Annotated in this window: 18 protein-coding genes; 11 read left to right on the top strand and 7 right to left on the bottom strand. The window is 58.8% G+C overall.

Annotation, left to right across the window (positions count from 1 at the left end):
• Nucleotides 1–28 precede the first annotated feature (28 nt).
• A complete protein-coding gene (gene rsmI, locus OHL23_RS06010; protein ID WP_263350878.1) occupies nt 29–988 on the top strand; it encodes a 16S rRNA (cytidine(1402)-2'-O)-methyltransferase in 960 nt (319 codons plus the stop codon).
• A gap of 8 nt (nt 989–996) precedes the next feature.
• On the opposite strand, the gene OHL23_RS06005 is transcribed toward rsmI, so the two are convergent.
• Complete coding sequence (locus OHL23_RS06005; protein WP_263350876.1) at nt 997–1,929, bottom strand: PilZ domain-containing protein; 933 nt, start codon at nt 1,927–1,929, stop codon at nt 997–999.
• Nucleotides 1,930–1,947: 18 nt separating this feature from the next.
• Nucleotides 1,948–2,610: a hypothetical protein gene (locus OHL23_RS06000; protein ID WP_263351766.1), complete on the bottom strand. Its 663-nt coding sequence runs from the start codon at nt 2,608–2,610 to the stop codon at nt 1,948–1,950.
• Between OHL23_RS06000 and OHL23_RS05995 the strand changes: the two genes are divergently transcribed.
• The 3 genes from OHL23_RS05995 (at nt 2,566) to moeB (ending at nt 4,644) form a co-directional block, all read left to right on the top strand.
• On the top strand, nt 2,566–3,000 hold the full coding sequence (locus OHL23_RS05995; RefSeq protein ID WP_263351732.1) for a M67 family metallopeptidase: 435 nt from the start codon (nt 2,566–2,568) through the stop codon (nt 2,998–3,000). The genes OHL23_RS06000 and OHL23_RS05995 overlap by 45 nt on opposite strands.
• A 69-nt stretch (nt 3,001–3,069) precedes the next feature.
• A complete protein-coding gene (locus OHL23_RS05990; RefSeq protein WP_263350874.1) occupies nt 3,070–3,354 on the top strand; it encodes a hypothetical protein in 285 nt (94 codons plus the stop codon).
• Nucleotides 3,355–3,450: 96 nt separating this feature from the next.
• Nucleotides 3,451–4,644 (top strand): molybdopterin-synthase adenylyltransferase MoeB, encoded by a 1,194-nt coding sequence (gene moeB, locus OHL23_RS05985; RefSeq protein WP_263350873.1) that lies wholly within the window; start codon nt 3,451–3,453, stop codon nt 4,642–4,644.
• A gap of 18 nt (nt 4,645–4,662) precedes the next feature.
• Here the strand turns inward: moeB and OHL23_RS05980 are convergent, their stop codons facing one another.
• Complete coding sequence (locus OHL23_RS05980; protein ID WP_263350871.1) at nt 4,663–5,142, bottom strand: GyrI-like domain-containing protein; 480 nt, start codon at nt 5,140–5,142, stop codon at nt 4,663–4,665.
• Nucleotides 5,143–5,513: 371 nt separating this feature from the next.
• Here OHL23_RS05980 and OHL23_RS05975 point away from each other — a divergent pair, with 371 nt between their 5' ends.
• Both OHL23_RS05975 and OHL23_RS05970 read left to right on the top strand, forming a co-directional pair.
• Entirely contained in the window at nt 5,514–6,551 is a 1,038-nt protein-coding gene (locus OHL23_RS05975; protein WP_263350869.1) for a PIN/TRAM domain-containing protein, read from the top strand.
• A 656-nt stretch (nt 6,552–7,207) separates the two neighbouring features.
• Nucleotides 7,208–8,131 (top strand): hypothetical protein, encoded by a 924-nt coding sequence (locus OHL23_RS05970; RefSeq protein WP_263350868.1) that lies wholly within the window; start codon nt 7,208–7,210, stop codon nt 8,129–8,131.
• A 63-nt stretch (nt 8,132–8,194) separates the two neighbouring features.
• Here OHL23_RS05970 and OHL23_RS05965 read toward each other — a convergent pair whose 3' ends face one another.
• Nucleotides 8,195–8,677, bottom strand: a complete 483-nt coding sequence (locus OHL23_RS05965; RefSeq protein ID WP_263350867.1) for a TM2 domain-containing protein — start codon at nt 8,675–8,677, stop codon at nt 8,195–8,197.
• Between the two features lie 114 nt (nt 8,678–8,791).
• On the opposite strand from OHL23_RS05965, the gene ligA reads away from it, so the two are divergent.
• A complete protein-coding gene (ligA, locus tag OHL23_RS05960; RefSeq protein WP_263350866.1) occupies nt 8,792–10,930 on the top strand; it encodes an NAD-dependent DNA ligase LigA in 2,139 nt (712 codons plus the stop codon).
• Between the two features lie 14 nt (nt 10,931–10,944).
• Here ligA and OHL23_RS05955 read toward each other — a convergent pair whose 3' ends face one another.
• A complete protein-coding gene (locus tag OHL23_RS05955) occupies nt 10,945–12,339 on the bottom strand; it encodes a sensor domain-containing diguanylate cyclase (protein WP_263350864.1) in 1,395 nt (464 codons plus the stop codon).
• A gap of 189 nt (nt 12,340–12,528) precedes the next feature.
• Between OHL23_RS05955 and OHL23_RS05950 the strand changes: the two genes are divergently transcribed.
• The gene (locus OHL23_RS05950) at nt 12,529–14,526 is read left to right on the top strand and encodes a toll/interleukin-1 receptor domain-containing protein (RefSeq protein ID WP_263350863.1); all 1,998 of its coding nucleotides are present in this window, start codon (nt 12,529–12,531) and stop codon (nt 14,524–14,526) included.
• Nucleotides 14,527–14,581: 55 nt separating this feature from the next.
• A complete protein-coding gene (locus OHL23_RS05945; protein ID WP_263350861.1) occupies nt 14,582–15,409 on the top strand; it encodes a protein-L-isoaspartate O-methyltransferase family protein in 828 nt (275 codons plus the stop codon).
• Between the two features lie 4 nt (nt 15,410–15,413).
• On the opposite strand, the gene OHL23_RS05940 is transcribed toward OHL23_RS05945, so the two are convergent.
• The gene (locus OHL23_RS05940) at nt 15,414–16,394 is read right to left on the bottom strand and encodes a GlxA family transcriptional regulator (RefSeq protein WP_263350860.1); all 981 of its coding nucleotides are present in this window, start codon (nt 16,392–16,394) and stop codon (nt 15,414–15,416) included.
• A gap of 146 nt (nt 16,395–16,540) precedes the next feature.
• Between OHL23_RS05940 and OHL23_RS05935 the strand changes: the two genes are divergently transcribed.
• Nucleotides 16,541–17,179, top strand: a complete 639-nt coding sequence (locus OHL23_RS05935) for an HD domain-containing protein (RefSeq protein ID WP_263350859.1) — start codon at nt 16,541–16,543, stop codon at nt 17,177–17,179.
• Between the two features lie 48 nt (nt 17,180–17,227).
• On the opposite strand, the gene OHL23_RS05930 is transcribed toward OHL23_RS05935, so the two are convergent.
• Nucleotides 17,228–17,965 (bottom strand): hypothetical protein, encoded by a 738-nt coding sequence (locus tag OHL23_RS05930; protein ID WP_263350858.1) that lies wholly within the window; start codon nt 17,963–17,965, stop codon nt 17,228–17,230.
• Between the two features lie 251 nt (nt 17,966–18,216).
• Here OHL23_RS05930 and OHL23_RS05925 point away from each other — a divergent pair, with 251 nt between their 5' ends.
• Nucleotides 18,217–19,737 carry a sulfatase-like hydrolase/transferase gene (locus OHL23_RS05925; protein WP_263350856.1) on the top strand — a complete coding sequence of 507 codons (1,521 nt, stop codon included), beginning with the start codon at nt 18,217–18,219 and terminating at the stop codon, nt 19,735–19,737.

Genomic DNA, 19,737 nt, shown 5'->3' with positions numbered 1-19,737 from the left:
TCGCCACCGCACGTTATTCTTATCTTCAGTGCGTGAACCCGATCAACTCGACGAATCGGAGACCGAGACCTCAAACTCCACAGACCGCCGACTCGCGCCCGGCCTCTACCTCGTCGGCACGCCCATCGGCAACCTCGAAGACATCACCCTCCGCGCCCTGCGCGTCCTGCGCCAGGCCGACCGCATCGCCTGCGAAGACACCCGCCAGACGCAGAAGCTGCTCAACCACTTCCAGATCGCGACGCCAACCGTAAGCCTGCACCTGCACAACGAGCGCGAGCGATCCGCCGAGCTAATCTCTGCTCTTGAATCCGGCCAGCGCATCGCAGTCGTCTCCGACGCCGGAATGCCCGGCATCAGCGACCCCGGAGGCTGGCTTACGCAGGCGGCAATCGAGGCCAGAATCCCGGTCTACCCCATTCCCGGAGCCAACGCCGCAGTCAGCGCGTTGGTCGCCTCCGGTCTTTCCACCGCCGAGTTCCAGTTCCTCGGCTTTCTACCTGAAAAAGCCGGGGCCCGCCGCACCCGCCTCGAAGATCTGGCAAAATCCCCCGGCTCCGCCGACAATGCCGCGCCGAAAACGCTGATCTTCTACGAAGCCCCGCATCGCATTTTGGAAACTCTGGCCGACCTCGAATCCGTCTGGGGCCCGGTGCTGCGCGTCGTTGTCGCCCGCGAACTTACCAAGCTCCACGAGGAATTCCTTCGCGGCACGGTGCAGGAAGTGAAAGCCAATCTCGCGGCCCGAGACCGTGTCCGCGGCGAAATCACCCTCCTTGTCGAAGCCGTTCCGCTCACCCCGGAAACAGAATCGCGCAGCCTGCTCGTCCGCCTCCAGCAACTCGAAGCCGAAGGCATGACCGAAAAAGATGCCCTCAAACACCTCGCCCGCGAATCCGGTCAAGGCAAGAGTGACCTCTACCGCGAGTTACAACGGGAGCGCGCCAAAGGGCACCCCGCCGGCAATCGCGCTCCAAAGAGAGGCTGAGACTCGCCTTATTGCGTCATCGCCGGCTTATCTCCCGCGCCCCTTTCACCGGCTGCCTCTTCAAAAGCCTCGGCAATCTCCGCAATCAACTCCGTCAGTTGCCGTCGTTTCCGTTCGCTGACGTCCAAAAAGCGAACCCCGATAGTGTTTTTGTCCTGGATCGCCTGACTGACGCCGCCGACGCGGAACGGCAGTCCGTGCAACTGAAATTCCGCCTCCACGCGCACGTAGATTCCCACCTTGAACTGCTCCTGGGTCCGAATCCTGCACCCGCCAAGGCTCAGGTTGACGATGCGCCCTGGCATGCAAATCCCGCCTTTGATCAGCAACAATCGGACGCTCGTATCCACACCATGACGCCGGTGAGAGCGGCGATCGGAAGCTGCCGATGGCGCTTTCGGCGCGATATGAGACTGGACAGAGTGGGCGACAGAAACGGCATCTTGCGGAGGATCGCCCCTGAGCGCTGCACTCACCTCAACTGGAACGGCAACCGGGATCACGGCTGGAATCGTAATCGGAAGAATCTCCGGAGGCGTCCGCAATCGAGCGAGCAGCGCCGAAGCATTCGCCTGCGCCACCTCCGCGAGAACCTCAGCCAATTCCTCCCAGCGGCGTGCGGGCACATCCAAAAAGCGGACGGCGAAACACCTGGCTTCACGGCTGCCCACAATCACCCCGGCAAAGCGAAAAGCCACGCCGCGCAGTTGAAACTGCACCTCGACCCGCACCAGAATCCCAGCCGTATAGCGCTGATCCGTGACCACCCGGCAACCACCCAGGCTCACATCAGTCACTCTGCCCCAGATTTGCATGGACCAGGAAACGGCGGATACAACCGCCGCGCAATCCACTTTGTGGCGAGGATACGCCCGACGATCCGGCCCATTCGACTTGCGCGACTGCTGATCTTCCTGCACCGTCTCGGGCTGGGCCGCCATCCGCCGCTCCTTACTGCATCAGTGACCGCCTCCCAGTTCCCAGGGTCGCGCAGGCGCAGGTTGCAGCGCTTCGCGGCCCTTAACCCGGTCGTACTGGTACAAATCACTGGTTGTGCCAAGTGACTCGTTATAGAGGCTCACGCCCCCGGTCACCTGGGTCAGCTCTTCCGTAAACTGATGAATCGCCTGCAACTGCTGCGCCGTCGCCGGCAACTCATACTTGCTCGTCTTCAAAAACTTCTGGTAGCCCCGGTCCAGCAGCCGCGAAATCTCTCCCGCAACCACCGCTCCGGGCCGCTCCTTATAGGCCACCGCCGTATCCGTGCCGGTGGACGTGCCCAGTTCCTGACCTACCGCCCCACTTGCCACCAGCACGGCCGCGCATCCATGCTTGGCCACGCGCAAAGCCCCGGCAGCCTCAGCTACCTCAAAAGAATGCGCCCGCAGCGCATCCCGAATCTGCCCCAGTGTGGGAGCCTTCGTTTTCCCTGCCATGCCTGCGATCCAGTCCCCCAAAGGGCCACCAACGATTGCCTGGCCGGAAACCCAAAGAGGTGTTGAAATAGATATCGGCAGCGATGCCGATTGCTTCAACTGTCGCACAATCACTTCCGCAATCGCAATTTTGCCGTCACAGTGCTGCAACTCCCCCAATCCGTCTACCGCCAGATCCGCCAGCATGGGGAAGCCTCCTATCCATGCGAGTGTTGCGGAATCCTCATCGGCACACTGTCTGGAGACACAAAGAAAGTTTCCCGGGCTGTCGCAGTGGAAAACTCAAGCACCGCCAACCCGAACGACCGCTATGAGATATCCCCGCTGGACCTGATCCGCGTGGAGCGCGATGCCCGCGCCGCTGGACAGGAAATCCTCGGCTTCTACCACTCGCATCCCGACCACCCCGCTCACTGGTCCCCGACCGACCTGGCGGAAGCCCACTGGCTCGGCTGCTCTTACGTCATCACAAGCGTCGCCAAGGGATCGGCCGCCGACACCCACTCGTTCCACCTTGCCGGCATAGGGGAAGATGATAAGCAATTCCAGCCGGAGGAGATCCAAATCAGCCAGTAAACCGCAGTTTTCCCGCCATATTCTGAATCCAAAGAACGGAGAATTCATCGAAGTTGCGAGGACGCAGCCATGAGCCAACTCTTCGTCCGCAGCCAGGAACGCCGCCTGCTTCGTGCAGGAGCCCTCTATCGCAAGGGCCGTGCCAGGGTTCTGTGGTTACACGGCGTAGCCTTCTTCGGCGGCAGCCTGTTTGTGCTCTACAACGCAATTGACTACCTCATCGAGCCCGCCGCCCGCCCCACTTCCGTTGAAACCTTCTGGTTTTTCGTGGCGCTCGCCGGTTGTGCCATCGCCGGATACCTCTATGGCGTAATGACCTGGCGTCACCTGGAGCGCACCTTCGGAGGCCGCTGATTCAAGTATGAATTGCACCTAGATACTGCCTTCCGGCCGGATGCCGGCAGCAGGCAGTGCCGCTTCGTCTTACAATAAAAACTCAAGGGACCCCGAATGACCAATGCGACCGCCGAACCCGAAGCACTGCCCCAGCTCACAAACGACGAACTGGGACGCTACTCCCGCCACCTCATCCTCCCCGAAGTCGGCATGGAAGGCCAACAGCGGCTCAAGGCCGCGAAAGTGCTCTGTGTCGGCACAGGTGGCCTCGGTTCGCCTCTGGCGCTCTATCTCGCCGCGGCAGGCATCGGGACTCTCGGACTCATCGACTTCGACGTCGTCGACTCCAGCAATCTCCAGCGCCAGATCATTCACAGCACCAGCGATGTTGGCCGCAAAAAGGTCGACTCCGCTCAGGAAAAGCTCAACGCGCTCAATCCCGCGATGAATGTCGTCAAGCACGACACCATGCTGACCAGCGCCAACGCGCTCGAGATCTTCGCGCAGTACGACATCGTCGCCGACGGCACGGATAACTTCCAAACCCGCTACCTCGTCAACGACGCCTGCGTGATGCTGAAGAAGCCCAACGCCTACGGCAGCATCTTCCGCTTCGAGGGTCAGGCCTCCGTCTTCGCCACCGAGGAAGGCCCCTGCTATCGCTGCCTCTACCCCGAACCACCCCCGCCGGGCCTCGTTCCGAGCTGCGCCGAAGGCGGAGTGCTCGGCATCCTGCCCGGCATCGTCGGCGTGATTCAGGCCACAGAGGTTATCAAGCTTATCCTCGGCAAGGGCGAACCGCTGGTCGGCCGCTTGCTTCTGGTCGACGCGCTATCGATGCGTTTCCGCGAACTCAAGCTGCGCAAGAATCCCGAGTGCCCAGTCTGCGGAACCAACCCGACGGTCACCGAACTGATCGACTACAACCAGTTCTGCGGAATCGCACCCGAACCAGCCCAGGCGGCAACCGTGAAAAACGGCATCCCACAGATCTCTGTCAAAGAGCTGAAAGCCCGCAACGACAGCAAAGAAGCCCGCAACGACAACTTCCTGCTCCTCGACGTCCGCGAGCCTTACGAGTATCAGATCGCGCAGATCGGCGGAAAACTCATCCCGCAAAACGACGTCCCCAACCGCCTAGGCGAACTCAATCCTGAGCAGGAAATCCTGATCCATTGCCGCAGCGGAGCCCGCAGCCAGAAGATCGCCGAATTGCTCAAGGCCAACGGCTTCCAGAAAGTCAGCAACGTAGCAGGCGGCATCCTCGCCTGGTCCGACGAAATCGACCCTAAAGTCCAGAAATACTAGCCAGGAACCGGACGGAGCTTAGTCGACCAAAGGCCGATACAGCTCCGTCCGCCAATCCGCAGGATTGCTGCTCGTTTCCGGGCCAACCAGATACCGCTCCCACAGGTCCTCAGCTATCGTGAGCCGCTGCTCTGCGATCCATGCCATAAACTTTGGCCACGCTCCGGCGAGTCCTTCGTGTTCGCCCTCGTCGTAATCGCCGTGGTAGACCGTGCGCGCCACCCGCATCGAGGGCCAAATCCCCGGCTTGACTTCGCCGGCAGGCTGGATGGGCTCCTTCACCGGAACACAAATCTCAAAATCGAAGAACTCACCCGGCCGAGCCAGATGATGCGTGAACCACGGCCCAGCCGGAGCGATTCCCTGTGCCGCAACCGTGGAATAAACTTCCCGAATCCCTGACCCCATGACGTTTCGTATCTCCGCCGTCGGCACCCTGCGGTGCAGAAAGGCATAATGCTGCTCGTCGGTTTCTAAAATTTGCGGCGTCTCGATCATCCAATCTTCCTTTCCCTGAAAATCTCACTATGCTGCAAAGTTCATCCCCTGAACAACTGCAACAGCAAAACACAAAGCGCCTGCTTCCGTCATTAAAAATAGGCCGCCCCGGACTTCCCCATAGGTCACTGTTCAAGACAGAACAAGACAGAAGTCCGTAACGTAACTCCCATTCGAAGGTACTTGAATATTCCCAGTTACCCCTCCCATTGGGTCTAATTCAGAACCACTGAACGACTCTTTCACTTCTAAGCGTGTTTATTTTTTGCAATTTACACTTTCGCGGCTTGACGACTCTCCACTGTGATATGCATACTCCCACTTTGTAATTGCCAGGGAATAATCCCTCCCTCTGGCAGGAGCTGCAAGCCATGGACTTAATTCTGTTGCGGGTTCTCTTCGTTACGCTCATCGCCACAATCTGCTATTTCCTCCAACCATTTGGCGTTTCCCCTCCCATTGCCGCCGGAGCCGGAGCCATCGCTTCCGGAGCTGTCATCGTTTTTGAGCTGCGCGTCCGCGCCCTCAACCTGCGTCGGCTCATCGGCGCCGTCACCGGCAGCGTGCTCGGCATCTTCGGCGCGTCCCTCTTCTGTCTCGTCCTGCGCTCAGCCCTCCCCGCTGGACCGACCTCGGCGGTGATCCAGGTCTTCGTCCTGCTGCTGATGACCTATGTGGGCCTGCTGGTGGGCACCAACAAGGGTGAGCTGCTCAATCCCGCCGCCCTCGGCAACGTCTTCACCGGCGAAAAGATCAGCCGAAAAAGCTTCAAAGTCCTGGACACTTCGGTGATCATCGACGGCCGCATCGCCGACGTCGCCGACACCGGCTTCATGGACGGCGTCTTCGTCATCCCCGAGTTCGTCCTGCGCGAGCTGCAAGTGGTTGCCGACTCCACCGACAGCTCCAAGCGCCAGCGCGGACGCCGCGGCCTTGATATGCTCCAGCGAATGCAGTCCAACTGCAACCTCCAGATTCAGATCGTGCCCGACGACTTCCCCTCCATCAAAGAAGTCGACCTCAAACTCCTCGAACTGGCCAAAAAATGGGACGCCAAAGTCGTCACCAACGATTTCAACCTCAACAAAGTCGCCCAGTTGCATCACGTAGAAGTGCTCAACGTCAACGACCTCGCCAACGCGCTCAAGCCGGTCGTCCTGCCCGGCGAGAAGATGAATATCCTCATCCTCAAGGAAGGCAAGGAGTACAACCAGGGCGTCGGCTACCTCGATGACGGCACCATGGTCGTCGTTGATCACGCCCGCCGCGTCATCGGCCGCTCCGTCGAGATCACCGTGACCTCAGTCCTCCAGACCGCCTCTGGCAAGATGATCTTTGGCCGCATGGACGAAGCAGCCGGCCGCACTGAGCCGCCGCGCACAGCGGTCAGCGTCGAATTCACACACTAGCCACGCACAGGATAGTAGTAGCATCGTGCAAAATCAGTGTTGTGGCGCCTTGAAGGGTACGGGCTTCAGCCCGTACATTAAATCCCGCAATATCACGGGGCTTTAGCCTCTGAGGGGCGACGTTACGCCAACCTGAGCTGCTGCCAGGACTTTTCACAGATGCCGGCATATTCTGTTTCGCGATATTGAAGTTCTTTCGCAGCTCAGAATCTGGGATCGGGAAGTTAACTTACAGATACCCCCTCCCAACAAATCCCAATGTCCGCCGGACACCTCGGGTTTCGCCTCTAATAACTGTGATCAGTTTGCGATGCGCGCGAATCGGTTGCAGGGAATTATCCGTCAGAAGCACATAATGTAGACATGAGCACATAATGTAGACATGCGGCAGCCTCAGACTTATATTGATCGCCCGCCAAGGAGAATAACAGTAACAAAAAGCGCCCAAAAACAGCCTAAAAAGGCACTTTTGGGCATCTGATTTTTCCGATAACCCATGTCACATCAAAGGGATAGACACAAAAAAGACTCACCCCCTACCCCCTACCCTTCAAATTCATCGTTTTCGCTTAAAAACAACAGCCGTCAGGCGTTCCGCGTTAGAAGTTAGAATCAACCTGTAGACTCAATCGGACACCCGTCCCGACAGGACCAAAATGACCGCCCTCAAGACCGCACTCACTGACTCGATCGGCATCGCCGCCAAACAGGCTGGCCTCAAGCTCGTCTCCATCATCGAAGGCAAGGACTTCCATGGCGCGCCCACAGCCGTCTTCGAGCTTGCGCCCGTCTCCGACCCAGGCCACACCCTCAAGCTTGAGCTGAGCGAAAAGTTCGATTTCAACAAGCCCGACCTGCTCCCGGCCATGACCCAGCACCTCGCCGAAGAGGCCAAGCGTTTGCGCAATCCCCGCCCCGACGCGTACGTCACCCTGGAAGGACTGCCCGTCTCCCTGCGCAACTTCCAGTGGCCATTCCACCGCTCGACTTCCGGCGCGGACACCTACGTTGTTCACGGCGAAATTCACCTCGAAGACGGCAGCAACTCCCCGCTCCACGCAAAAATCGCGGCCGCGATGACCGTCACCTTCGCCGAGATCGTTCCCGCCGCCGAGCAGCCTTACGCCGAGACATTTCTCTACAACGCTGTCCGCAAGACCCTCGACCAGGGTCAGCTTGAACTGGTAAAGAGCGGCAACCGCCAGCCCGTCCCCGTCACCACGCGCTATTACAGCCGCTGGCAGAAGAAGTTCGTCTTCACAGAAACCGACGACGCCGCGCGCCTCGAATATCTGCTGCTCAAGACCTACTGGCTCTCCGGCGTTCTCGGTGCAAACCGGCCTGTCTGGATCGCCGATCCGCGCGATGCCCAGTACCTGAACACGACCGAAGCCGACCTGCTCCGCATGGCCGCCGACGAAGCCGGCCAGGGACTGCTCGCGCTTACCGGCGAATATGCCGCGCCGACCGCGCTGCTGCTCAGCCGCGCCGAACAGTTCCGCGAAAGACTCGATAAGGCCCTCGCGATCACCAAGCCAACCTTCAATGAAGAAATGCGCTCCGGCCACGCCAACATGTAAGAAACAAAACATTGGGCTGACCCGCCCCGGGTCAGCCCATTCCTGTTTCAGCCCAATCCGGTCTTATTCCAGCCGCGTTCCGCATCCGGTGCAGAACCGCGCCCCCGTCGGATTCGTCTGCCCGCAGTTTCCGCAGGTCGTCAGCGTCGTTTCGCCGGAGCCAGTTCCGGAAGCCGGATCGGTCTGTACCGAAACGTGGATTGATTGCGGATAGCCGTATCCCGGCGCCACCCATCCCGGATGCGCCATAAAGCCCGGCACTGCAATTCCCAGCGCCGCAGCCAGGCCGGCAGCCTGGATCGCGTTGTACATCCGCACTCGCCCCGGCATAAAGAAGCACTCGATCACCCCAAGAATCGCCGGAATGCCCGTCCAGCAAAAGCACACATACAAAATCCCCAGCCCCACCCGGCCCAGATAAAAGTGGTGGACTCCGAAGCATCCGAGAAAAAGCGCGAGCAGCACACCAACCACTTCATCCCTGCGCACGGACTCATACTGCTGCTGAAAAACAATCTGCGGATTCGGATATGGCGTCGTACTCATCGAATTCTCTCCTGATTTCTACTGTTTCTATATACGTTCAACCTTCGTATACAGTTCATTCTGCTTACGAATCCCCGACGCGCGGGCCGACAAGACGCAGCCACGACGCAACCCATGATCGCTATAATCCTGCCAATGAGCGTCCTGAACGAAGATCCGGTCACAGATCCGAACGAGAATCCAGCGGCACAGATCGCCGCATTGCGCGAACTGCTCCGCCATCACGAGTACCAATACTACGTCCTCGATGCGCCAACAATCAGTGACGCCGAGTACGACACGCTGATGAACGAGCTGAAGGCTCTCGAAGCCGCGCATCCCGAACTGTTGACGCCGGATTCGCCCACGCAGCGTGTCGGCGGCCGTCCCGCCGAGGGATTTCAAAAAGTCGCGCACTCGCGCCCCATGCTTTCGCTCGACAACGCCTACAACGAAGAAGAGCTGCGTGACTGGGACCGACGCGTCCGCGAACTGGCAGGCAATCTGCCGGTCCTCTACGTCGCCGAACTCAAACTCGACGGCCTCTCGCTCGCTCTGCATTACGAAATCGACGCTCACGGCAGCGCACGCCTGCTGCGCGGCCTAACCCGAGGCGACGGACAGATCGGCGAAGACGTCACCACGAACGTCCGAACAATCCGGAGTGTCCCACTAAATGTTTCACCCGCAAAGCTCCACGACTCTCATCTCCAGAACTCGCATATGGACCAGTCCGAAGGCAATGCCCGTGCGGCCAGCACCTTTGAAGTAAGAGGCGAAGTAGTCATGCCCCTCGCCTCCTTCCAAAAAGCAAACGAAGAGCGCGTAGCCGCCGGCCTAGCCCCCGCTGCCAACCCGCGCAACTTCGCCGCCGGAACGCTGCGTACGCTCGACACCAAAGCCGTGGCCCAGCGCCGCCTCGACTTCTATGCCTACTTTCTGATCCTCAACGGCGAATACAATCCCGCAGGCCAACACGCCACGCTGGAGACGCTGACAACACTTGGCTTCCGCGTCAATCCCCATCGGGACACCTTTACCACCGTCGATCAGATTCTCGCCTTTCTCACCAAGGTCGAGGAGCAGCGCGACAGCCTGGGCTACGAAATCGACGGCGTGGTCATCAAGGTTGATGCGCAACAGACCCAGGTACGTCTGGGCTATACGGGCCGTCATCCCCGGTGGGCGATCGCATACAAGTTCACCGCGCGCACAGGCATCACGCAGGTCCGCGAGATCGTGGTCACCGTGGGCCGCACCGGCAAGCTCACGCCGCTTGCGGTGCTGATTCCGGTAGTCGTCGGTGGCACCACCATCACAAACGTCGGCCTGTTTAACGCCGACGAGGTGGCACGCCTGGGCATTCGTCCCGGAAGCTGGGTTAGAGTGCAGCGCGCAGGCGACGTGATCCCCAACATCGCAGGAGTCGTCATCGACGCAGAGCATCCCGAAGGCACAGGCGTCTTTGAGATGCCCACAGAATGCCCTGTCTGTCACACACCCGCCGAGCACGTCGAAGGCGAGGTTGACTCCTACTGCATAAACGTCGACTGTCCGGCGCGGCTGGCGCAGTCGCTGACTTACTTCTCGCATCGCGGCGTCATGAACATCGAAGGCCTTGGCGACGCTATGGCGGTGCAGTTACTAGACTCAGGCTTGGTCAAGAGCATCGCCGACCTTTACACCTTGACCGAAGAGCAGTTGCTCACCCTCGAACGCGTCGGCAAAAAGTCGGCGCAGGCGTTGCTTACCCAGATAGAAAACTCCAAGCAAGCCGGCCTTGCGCGTTTGCTGATGGGCCTCGGCATCTCGTTTGTCGGCGAACGCACGGCCGAGCTGCTGGCGGGCGAATTCGGCAGTATGGAAGCGCTCGAAAATGCAACCCAGGAAGAGCTGGAGCGTGTGCAGGAAGTCGGCCCGAAGGTTGCGGCATCGGTGCACGATTTCTTCCAGAACGAACGAAACCGCGCACTCATCCAGCATCTCGCAGAGCTTGGCCTGAAGATGACCGCCGAGAAAAAACAGCGGACCACGCAGCTCGAAGGCCTCACCTTCGTCCTGACCGGCACCTTCCCAACCTTGAGCCGCGAAGAAGCCAAAGAAAAGATCGAAGCAGCCGGCGGCAAAGTCTCCGGCTCCGTGAGCAAGAAGACAAACTACGTTGTCGCGGGCGAAGAAGCCGGCAGCAAACTCGCCAAAGCCCAGGAACTGGGCATTCCAATCCTCGACGAGCCCGGACTTCTCTCGCTTCTCGAATCCGCACCACCAGCATAGGAGCGCAAAAAGAGCTACTCGCCGCGATCCGGAGTCACATCGCTCGACTCAAGCACATAGGTATTGCGTCCCCGAGCTTTGGCGGCATACAGGGCGCGGTCGGCCTGTTCGATCAGCAGGCTCTGATTGAGCGGTACTCCGGAAGGCCAAGTGGTAACGCCGATGCTGACGGTCACCACACCATAAGGACTCTCCGCATGGGGTATGGCAAGAGCCGAGACGGCCTTGAGGATTATGCGGGCTACCGCTTCCGCGCCCGAGGACTTGGTGCTGGGCAGAAGAACGACAAACTCTTCGCCGCCGAAACGGGCAGCGAGATCCCCTTCGCGTCGTAACGCGCATTTGAGGGCAGCGGCGACGTCCTTGAGACATGCATCTCCGGAGAGATGCCCATAGAGGTCGTTGTACAGCTTGAAATGATCGACGTCCAACATCAGAAGCGACAGATCGTCCGCAGCGCGGGCCTGCCGACGAACCTCACTTTCCATCGCACGATTAAAGGCGCGCCGATTGGCAATTCCCGTCAACTCGTCGAGAGAGGCTGCTTCAGAAAGCCGGAGATGCTCAGACGCCGAGCGATCTTCACGCCTCTTCTCTTCGGAGATGTCGCGAATCGTGGCCACATAGCCGGCTGTCCGCCTTGAAACAGGATCAATGTAACCGGTGACGATCGACTCGACCCAGCAATAACCGCCGCCCTTCAGGAGAGTGCGATAGCGAAATACATGCCGCAGATTTCCCCGCTTGAGTTCTTCGAAAATGCGCTCCGCAGCCTCGCGGTCCGCCGGATGGATCATCTCAAACCTTTCCAAACTGAGGTATTTCTGCGCGGAGAAGCCGGTGACTTGCTCGACCGCCGGCGAGACATACCGAGGGGATTCGTCGAATGGGGAGAGGACAATCATTTCCGGGGAGTGGTCCAGCAGCAGACGGTAAATCGCCTGACTCTCCGCAGCCTGACGCTCAGCCGCCCGGAGGAGCAATTCGTCCCGTTTGCGGTCCGTAATATCGACAAAAGTCGCCAACACCCATCCGGCGTCGGGCAGAATAACTCCACTCAGAATTACCGTCTTATGGCTGCCGTCCAAGCACCGGATGCAGACCTCCAAAGGCTCTATGGCAACCTCAGTCGGCTTTTTGGCCGTGAGGCGCTTGACCCATGTTTCTGTAATCAGATCCTGATCTTCGGGAAAGGGATAGACCCTCCGATTCCAGTCGGAGATATCCTCGAAGTCGCTCAGCGTGTAGCCGAAAATCTCCGTAAACTTGCGGTTCATGAAGACAATCTTTTGATCGGCAAGGTTGGCCCAGGAGACGCCCACAGGCATCGCGCTCAGTACTACCTCAAGCGAATGGGGATTCTGCGGAAAATTCTGCGCCACATAGTCGAGAGTGACCCCAGTTCCCATTCCGGTGGCTCCTTACGCCGAGAATAACAGTTACCGGCAAATGGCCGAGAGTACATTTCGCACAGTTCTGTGCAGTTATGGAAATTCGCACTCGTCTCTTGCCTGCCTGACGGGCCGTATAGCCAAACACCGCGCGCTGCGGCAATTTCGGCCGAAATCTGCGCTATCATCAGACCGACGCGCAAAACGATGCCCAAGATATTCGTCAGTTATCGTCGCGAAGATTCTCCAGGATATGCCGGGCGGCTCTACGACCGGCTGCACCAGGAGTTCGGGCGGGAGTCTGTCTTCATTGACGTGGATACTCTCCAACCCGGCGACGATTTCGTCGATGCCATCAACGACACGCTTGGTCAATGCGATATCGTTCTCGCCGTCATCGGTCCCAGATGGCTAACCGCTGAAGACGAACATCATCGGGCGCGCCTGGATGACGATCTCGATTTTGTCAGGCTTGAGATCCAGACCGCGCTTGACCGCAAGATTCGCGTCATCCCTGTGCTCGTCGAGCGAGCGAAGATGCCCAGGACCGAGGAGCTTCCAGCCCAGCTCAAGGGGCTCGCGAGACGCCAGGCCATTGAGTTGAGCGATACTCGATGGACCTACGACGTCGGCCGGCTGGTAGAAAATCTGCAGGCCGTCTCCACGCGGGATCGGTCTGCGAAACCAGAGGGCACGAAAGCACCATCGATCTTCGTCCCGCCAGAGCAGCCGGTACATGCTCCGGCAGCGCCGGAAACGAATCTACGTGCGCCTGTTACTCAGCACACTCAGAACGAACCCGCAATCGGGAAACCCACGTTTGTACCGACTCCCATATTCACAGTTCCCGTATTCACAGACCGGCGACTCATTGCATCGCAGCAACGGCTTGTCAGCATCGACTACGGCAATTGGGTTGAAAAGTCACTTACGGTCAGTCCCGATAACCGGCGAATTGCATACATCGAGAAGAAGACCGGCTTCCTGGGATTTGTGACCAAGTACTGCGTCAATGTAAACGGGACGCTGAGCGCGGAGTACGAGAATGCCAAGATCAAGATCACTTTTAGTCCCGATAACTCGCGCCTGGCCTACGCCGCGCAAAGAGACAGTAAGTGGTTCGTCATCATCGACGGCGTCGAGGTGGGGCGGTACGACGATGTTGGCGACCCCGGCACTTGCGTCTCCTTCAGCCCCGATAGCCGCCGTTACACCTATCTGGCGAAGAGGGACAACAAATGGCTTGTCGTCATCGACGGGAAAGAGAGCCGGCAAAACGAAGGCCTTCTCACTGGCGGAGCGATCTTCAGTCCCGACAGCAAGCGGGTGGCCTACGGCGCTTACAACAACAATAAGTGGACTGTCATCGTCGATAGCGAAGAAAGCATCCAGTACGATGCAATTCTCGACGCCGATTTCACTTTCAGCCCGGACAGCCGGCGCTTTGCTTATGGCACCCGCAACGGCGACAAGTGGTCGGTGACGGTAGACGGAGTCGAGGGCCCGCGTCGCGATGCATTAGCGGGAGATTATTTCGTCTTTTCTCCGGATAGCCGGCGGTTCGCCTACTGTGCGCGCTTCGATAACAAGTGGTCGGTGGTCATCGACGAACAAGAGGGAGAACGCTTCGACCTGATCATGAAGCGGCCAGTCGTCTTCAGTCCCGATGGGCGCCACTATGCTTATGGAGCGCAGAGCAATGGTAAGTGGATGCTTGTCCGCGACGGAATCAAAGACTCGCCCTGCGATGCACTGCTGAAAGGCGGCCCTGTCTTCAGTCCGGACAGTCAGCATCTGGCACTGGGAATTCAGAAAAACGGCCAATGGTTCGTGGTACGCGACGGCCAGGAATCTACTGCATACGACGATCTCGCGGTCAATTATCTTCTCTTCAGCCCAGACAGCAAGCACTTGGCGTACGGAGCCAAGCGGCGCGACAAATGGACCGTAGTCCTCGACGGAAAAGAAATCCGCGAACACAAAGACCTGGCCAATATCTTCCCCGTATTCAGCCCGGACAGCCAGCACCTGGCGTACTGCGCCCGAAACGATTCCGGCTGGGTCTTCTCGGTAAATGACCAGGAGGCAAACCTCTATGATGGCATCGCCAAAGGAGGACAGATTGTCTTCGACAGCAAAGACAGCCTCCATGCGCTTGCCGTGAAGGGACCGGATGTTTTCCGCGTCGATCTGAGCATTCGCTAGCGCAAATCAATGAGTTCAGCAGCGGTTTAGAAGCCATCTGATTTAGAAACCAACTATGGAGCGTATTCTCGAAGTCCGGCGATTCTTCGCTCACCTTGTAACTGCAAACGCAGGCATACCACCAGGAAGCGAGCTGGAGGCAGCCTTTGCTTCGACGCCAAGGGAGCAGTTCGTCGGCCCACCGCCATGGAAGGTATTCACCGCCGTCGGCTACATCGAAACCACCTCCGGCGATCCCACGTTTTTATATCAGGATGTCGTGGTTTCGCTCGGAACACCGGCGCCGCTCAACAACGGCCAACCTACGCTCCACGCCCACTGCATCCATACGCTCGGCGTAAAGAAGGGTGACCAAGTGGTCCACGTTGGAGCAGGAAGCGGTTATTACACCACCATTCTGTCGAAGCTTGTCGGCGACACCGGCCGGGTGGACGCCTATGAGATCGAGCCGGAACTGGCGCAACGCGCGAGCGCCAATCTCGCCGTATTCTCGCATGTGCGTGTTCATTGCCGCTCGGGCGCAACAGAGCCGCTCCCGGCATGCGACGTAATCTATGTGAATGCCGGCGCAACGGAACCAATAGCTGCATGGCTTGACGCACTCCATCCCGGCGGACGGTTGTTGTTTCCGCTCACTCCAGCGGCGGGAGCTGGAGCGATGCTACTGATCACGAAGCACGACGACGAGCCCTACCCGGCTCGCTTTCTCATGCAGGTGCAGTTTGTTCCCTGCGTCGGAGCGAGAATCGACTCCACAGCCAACAAGCTCGCCAAAGCATTTCGGAATCGCAACTGGGACAAAGTCAAATCGCTCTATCGGAATAACTCGCCAGATCGCAGTTGCTGGTGTTCGGGCGAAGGTTGGTGGCTTTCGACAAACTGAGCCTTCAGACGCTCTGACCGGTCTCGGATTCCCGGATTCCGTTTCCGTTCCGCGTGAACCGGCTGGCATACTCCCCGGCCGTAATGCCAATCACGCGAAGAAAGGTGCGCCGCATTGCATCGGCGCTCAAAAATCCGCAGGCATCGGCAATCTCCTTCAGCCCCATCGCGGAGCTGTTAATCATCCTCTGCGCCGACTCCACACGCATCCGATCTACAAACTGCCCCGGATTCATCCCTGTCTCGCGCAGGCAAACCCGCGTAAAGTGCCTCGCACTCATGCCAATCCGATCAGCCAGCCGCTCCACCGTCAGATCTTCGCGCAGGTGCTCCAATATCCATACCTGCAACTCACGAAGCGGCTGCGACGTGAGCGCCTGGTGCGACAGAGAGTGACTGAACTGCGCCTGTCCGCCCGGCCGCACCAGAAACATCACCAGCCTGCGGGCCACATCCAGCGCAACCGCATGACCGTTGTCCTCCTCGACCAGAGCAAGGCAGAGATCGATTCCCGCGGTAATTCCCGCCGAGGTATACACCGGGCCGTCGCGCAGAAAGATCGGATCAGGATTGACGCGGACCTGGGGAAACTCTTGCGTCAGGCGGTCGCAGAACGCCCAGTGCGTCACAGCGTTCCGGCCATCGAGCAATCCCGCGGCGGCGAGCATAAAGGCGCCGGTACAGATCGACGCCACGCGCCTAGAGCGTTTGGCTGCGTCGGCAATCCATGCGAGAAAGCTCGCGTCGTAGCTGCCGCACTCAGCTCCCGTCCCACCTACGATCACAAGCGTGTCAATCGGTCCGGATAACTCACCGAGGGGAACAGCGCCGGTTAGCGAGACTCCGCGATTGGTCTCCAGAACGTTCCCACCCGATGGCGATCCGAGGACAGTCTCATATCCCGGCGCGCTGGCAAACACCTCCAGCGGCCCGGCAACATCCAGTATCTGCACCGGCGGCGGCCCTGTGAAAACGACCCTGCGCATAACTCCATGCTAAGACCCGCGCGCAGAAATGTGTGTCCTAAATTGCTGTATCGGCGTCGTGGCGGCCAAAGTCCAGGAGTCCTAGTGTGGATAGTGTAAGCACGAAACCGGAACCAATCATTCCGAAATCCAAGGAGACCATCCTCATGTCCATCCTCACCTCCGCCCACATTCCCGACACCAAACTCGCAAAGGAAGCTACTCAGATCCTGCGCGAGCACAGCACCGAACTCCTCTACAACCACTCTCACCGCGTCTACCTATTTGCGCACGAGCAGGGACGCGAGCAAAAGCTGCGCTTTGACGCGGAACTGCTCTACGTCGCCGCCGCTTTCCATGACCTCGGCCTCATCAAGAAGTACCAGAGCACGACAGAGCGCTTCGAAGTGGATGGCGCCAACGCCGCGCGCCAGTTCCTCACCGCGCACAACATTCCCGAAGCGCAGATCCAAACCGTATGGGAGGCGATCGCCCTGCACACCACCCCTGGCGTAACGCAGTACATGCAGCCGGAAGTCGCGCTGCTCTTCAGCGGCGTCGGCCTCGATGTGCTCGGCGAGGGCTTCGATAACTTCCCCGCCGCTCTGCGTGAACAGATTGTTGCCGAGTACCCGCGTAAAAACTTCAAGGAAGGCATCGTAAAGGCGTTCTTCGGCGGCTTCGATTTCAAGCCCGGATCCACCTGGGGCACAGTAAAAGCCGACGTCTGCGAACGCTTCATCCCCGGCTACAAGAGCCCCAACTTCTGCGACCTGATCGCCAACTCACCCTTCCCCAACTCCTAAAAAGATTCCGCAGATCACGGCGCAAAATAGCGCCGTGATCCAACTCCATCATCCTGCCTTCACCTGCGTAGCAACACCCTTCGCGAAGGTCACAGTCCAGGTCTTGGGACCCGCGTGATACGTTACCGTCCGGTCGCCCTGGCTTTGCGAACTGCTCTCCATCAGAATCCCAACCGCCATCCGCGTCTGATTCTCAGTCATCCCGACCTTCGGCTCATGCGCGGCGACCGCGTCCCAGACCGGCTTTGGCCAGTTGTCATAAATCGTTCTGGGATCGTCGTAATAGAAAAGCTGGTCGCAGTACAACGTCTCGTTTGCGCCGTCTACATAACCGATGGGAGCGGCAAAGGTTCCCGGCTTCGCATCGGCATTCCCATCGAGCGTAAATACGGCAAAATACTGACGCGTGCCATGCGGAACGCGGTTATCTTCCTTTGCCGGAGCCACAGCTTTGATCAGCTTTGAGATGGAAAGCTTCTCCGCCGCAGGCAATTCGCCGACACGCCGTCCAAACTGCACCTGTCCGCCTGCGTAGGGGTAGTAAGGCAGCGAATACCCGGCTTTGATCCAAACCGGCTTTCCCTCCAACCGTTTGGCCTGATCGAACGAGGCAAAGTAATACTCCGTTACCACCGCCAACTCATCCTGCGTCAACGGCTTCACCTTTTCGCCTTGCGTAGCCATCACGCCAGGGTTCTGTCTGGACTTCCAGACAAAGTAAAATCGCGCGCTACCGATCAGCACCACCACCAGCGTCAGTAATGCCAGTTTTTGCCACAACTTCATTCCATCTCCTTGTACATCCTTGCCAGTTGGATGACGTTCTCGCATTCGAGGCTGCTCATTCCGTCGCCTCGAAAATCGCCTGCCCCGATAGTGCCATCGATGAATCTCCGGCGACTGCGCTAGACTGACTCTCTGGACAGCATCCCACACGGCCCATCGACTTCCCTGCAAAGTTGTCTTCGCCAGAGTTGCCTCTCTGTGGCGTCGCTTGAACTTCAGATTCCGATTTTCCGCCAGAGAGGAACGCAGACGTGGGCATCTATCAACAGAATCCGCCAGGCACCGGCGACCCGGCTGTGAAGTCATCGAGCGCATGGAAACAGACCGATGTTGCCCGCTGGATTCTCTATGTAACCTTCTATGCATTGCTGGCCAATATCCCCTTCTGGGTGGCTAGCAGGTGGCTCGCAATCTCGCAGGATGGCTGGTTTTGCCTGGAGTATATCGCTGTCGGTTTGCTCGCCTTATTCCTGCCGCGAATCATTGCGCCTCTCCTGCTGCTGTTGGCTGTTGCGATTGATCTAATCGGGGCAATATCCGAGACCTATTTCCTTCCAATCTCCCAGATCTTCACCAATCTCGGCGCAGTCCGGCAGCTTTCAGCGTCCCGTCTGTTTGCGGGAGCCGTAGTGCTCCTGCTGACTCTTCTCGCGGCCACAATCTCAGCGTTACCTCCCGTCGCAACGGTCCCAAAGAAGTACCGCGCAAGAGTGGCTGGGTGCTTCCTAGCCTTTGCGGTACTCTGCTTGTCCATCGATTCCATTGAGGTGCTTCGTAGTCCGGGAGATCGTCCCGGTCATATCCAAGCCTGGCATGAAATACGGGGGGAAATCCGCGTTGGGTACTTTCCGAAACTGAGCCTTTCCCGTGTTCCAGTCTTTCGATTGGCTCTTAGAAAACTCTTCCCGGCGCCATCCGGACTCCCCATCCGCAACGCCGCGACTCTCGCTATGCAGTCCGCTGAGAGCATTGCAGCGCAAAACAAGGGAGAACCGCCGAATCTCGTCCTCATTCTCGTCGAGTCCTGGGGGATCGATACGGACTCCTCCGTAAGGAACGCCTTGGTTGAACCCTATGCACAACCAGGATTGCTGGCGCGATACGACGTCCTACAGGGGACAGTGCCGTTTCTCGGACCAACGCTCGGTGGCGAGGCCCGCGAGCTTTGCGGCAGCACGATGGGATTTCGTCTCATGAAAGCTTCCGCCCAGGAGTTGCAAGGTTGCCTTCCCGATCGGCTTGCCGCCATGGGCTATCACAACGTCGCGATACATGGGATGTGGGGCGAGATGTTCGACCGGGTGAAGTGGTACAAAACCATTGGATTTCAGGACATGTGGTTCACCGACAAGTTCCATCAGGAAGACCTGCCAAATTGCGACGGCGCGTTCTGGGGCATCTGCGATGCGGCCATTGCCGAGTGGATGGGACGACGGCTGGAACAGCACACGCCAACTCCCGAATTTCTCTACTGGGTCACGCTGAATTCGCACCTGCCCGTGCGTGTGCCGTCTCCGCTCACATCACCGGCTTCCTGCTCTTTCACGCCGTCCCTCGCGCAGCAACCGTCGCTCTGCTCCTGGTATCAGCTCATCGCTAACGTACATCATTCGGTTGCCGATATGGCCATGACTAACTTGGCGCGTCCTACCGTCATCGCCATTGTGGGCGACCATGCACCGCCGTTCAGCGACCCGTCGCTGCGAGATCAGTTCTCGCAGGCCGTGGTACCGTACGTGCTGCTCGTTCCTCGCCATGGTGCAACAAAGTAA

Source organism: Acidicapsa acidisoli (assembly GCF_025685625.1).
GTDB lineage: Bacteria > Acidobacteriota > Terriglobia > Terriglobales > Acidobacteriaceae > Acidicapsa > Acidicapsa acidisoli.
Note: the sequence above shows the minus strand (reverse complement) of the source record. Positions and strands in the feature narration are given on the sequence as shown.

Excerpts from the sequence above, each read along its gene's own strand:
- OHL23_RS06000 (WP_263351766.1), bottom strand. The coding sequence starts at position 2,610 with ATGCTGGCGGATCTGGCGGTAGACGGATTGGGGGAGTTGCAGCACTGT.
- OHL23_RS05965 (WP_263350867.1), bottom strand. The coding sequence starts at position 8,677 with ATGAGTACGACGCCATATCCGAATCCGCAGATTGTTTTTCAGCAGCAG.
- OHL23_RS05955 (WP_263350864.1), bottom strand. The coding sequence starts at position 12,339 with ATGGGAACTGGGGTCACTCTCGACTATGTGGCGCAGAATTTTCCGCAG.
- OHL23_RS05935 (WP_263350859.1), top strand. The coding sequence starts at position 16,541 with ATGTCCATCCTCACCTCCGCCCACATTCCCGACACCAAACTCGCAAAG.
- OHL23_RS05980 (WP_263350871.1), bottom strand. The coding sequence starts at position 5,142 with ATGATCGAGACGCCGCAAATTTTAGAAACCGACGAGCAGCATTATGCC.
- OHL23_RS05970 (WP_263350868.1), top strand. The coding sequence starts at position 7,208 with ATGACCGCCCTCAAGACCGCACTCACTGACTCGATCGGCATCGCCGCC.
- moeB (WP_263350873.1), top strand. The coding sequence starts at position 3,451 with ATGACCAATGCGACCGCCGAACCCGAAGCACTGCCCCAGCTCACAAAC.
- OHL23_RS05930 (WP_263350858.1), bottom strand. The coding sequence starts at position 17,965 with ATGAAGTTGTGGCAAAAACTGGCATTACTGACGCTGGTGGTGGTGCTG.
- OHL23_RS05990 (WP_263350874.1), top strand. The coding sequence starts at position 3,070 with ATGAGCCAACTCTTCGTCCGCAGCCAGGAACGCCGCCTGCTTCGTGCA.
- OHL23_RS05940 (WP_263350860.1), bottom strand. The coding sequence starts at position 16,394 with ATGCGCAGGGTCGTTTTCACAGGGCCGCCGCCGGTGCAGATACTGGAT.
- ligA (WP_263350866.1), top strand. The coding sequence starts at position 8,792 with ATGATCGCTATAATCCTGCCAATGAGCGTCCTGAACGAAGATCCGGTC.
- OHL23_RS05975 (WP_263350869.1), top strand. The coding sequence starts at position 5,514 with ATGGACTTAATTCTGTTGCGGGTTCTCTTCGTTACGCTCATCGCCACA.
- OHL23_RS05950 (WP_263350863.1), top strand. The coding sequence starts at position 12,529 with ATGCCCAAGATATTCGTCAGTTATCGTCGCGAAGATTCTCCAGGATAT.
- OHL23_RS06005 (WP_263350876.1), bottom strand. The coding sequence starts at position 1,929 with ATGGCGGCCCAGCCCGAGACGGTGCAGGAAGATCAGCAGTCGCGCAAG.
- OHL23_RS05945 (WP_263350861.1), top strand. The coding sequence starts at position 14,582 with ATGGAGCGTATTCTCGAAGTCCGGCGATTCTTCGCTCACCTTGTAACT.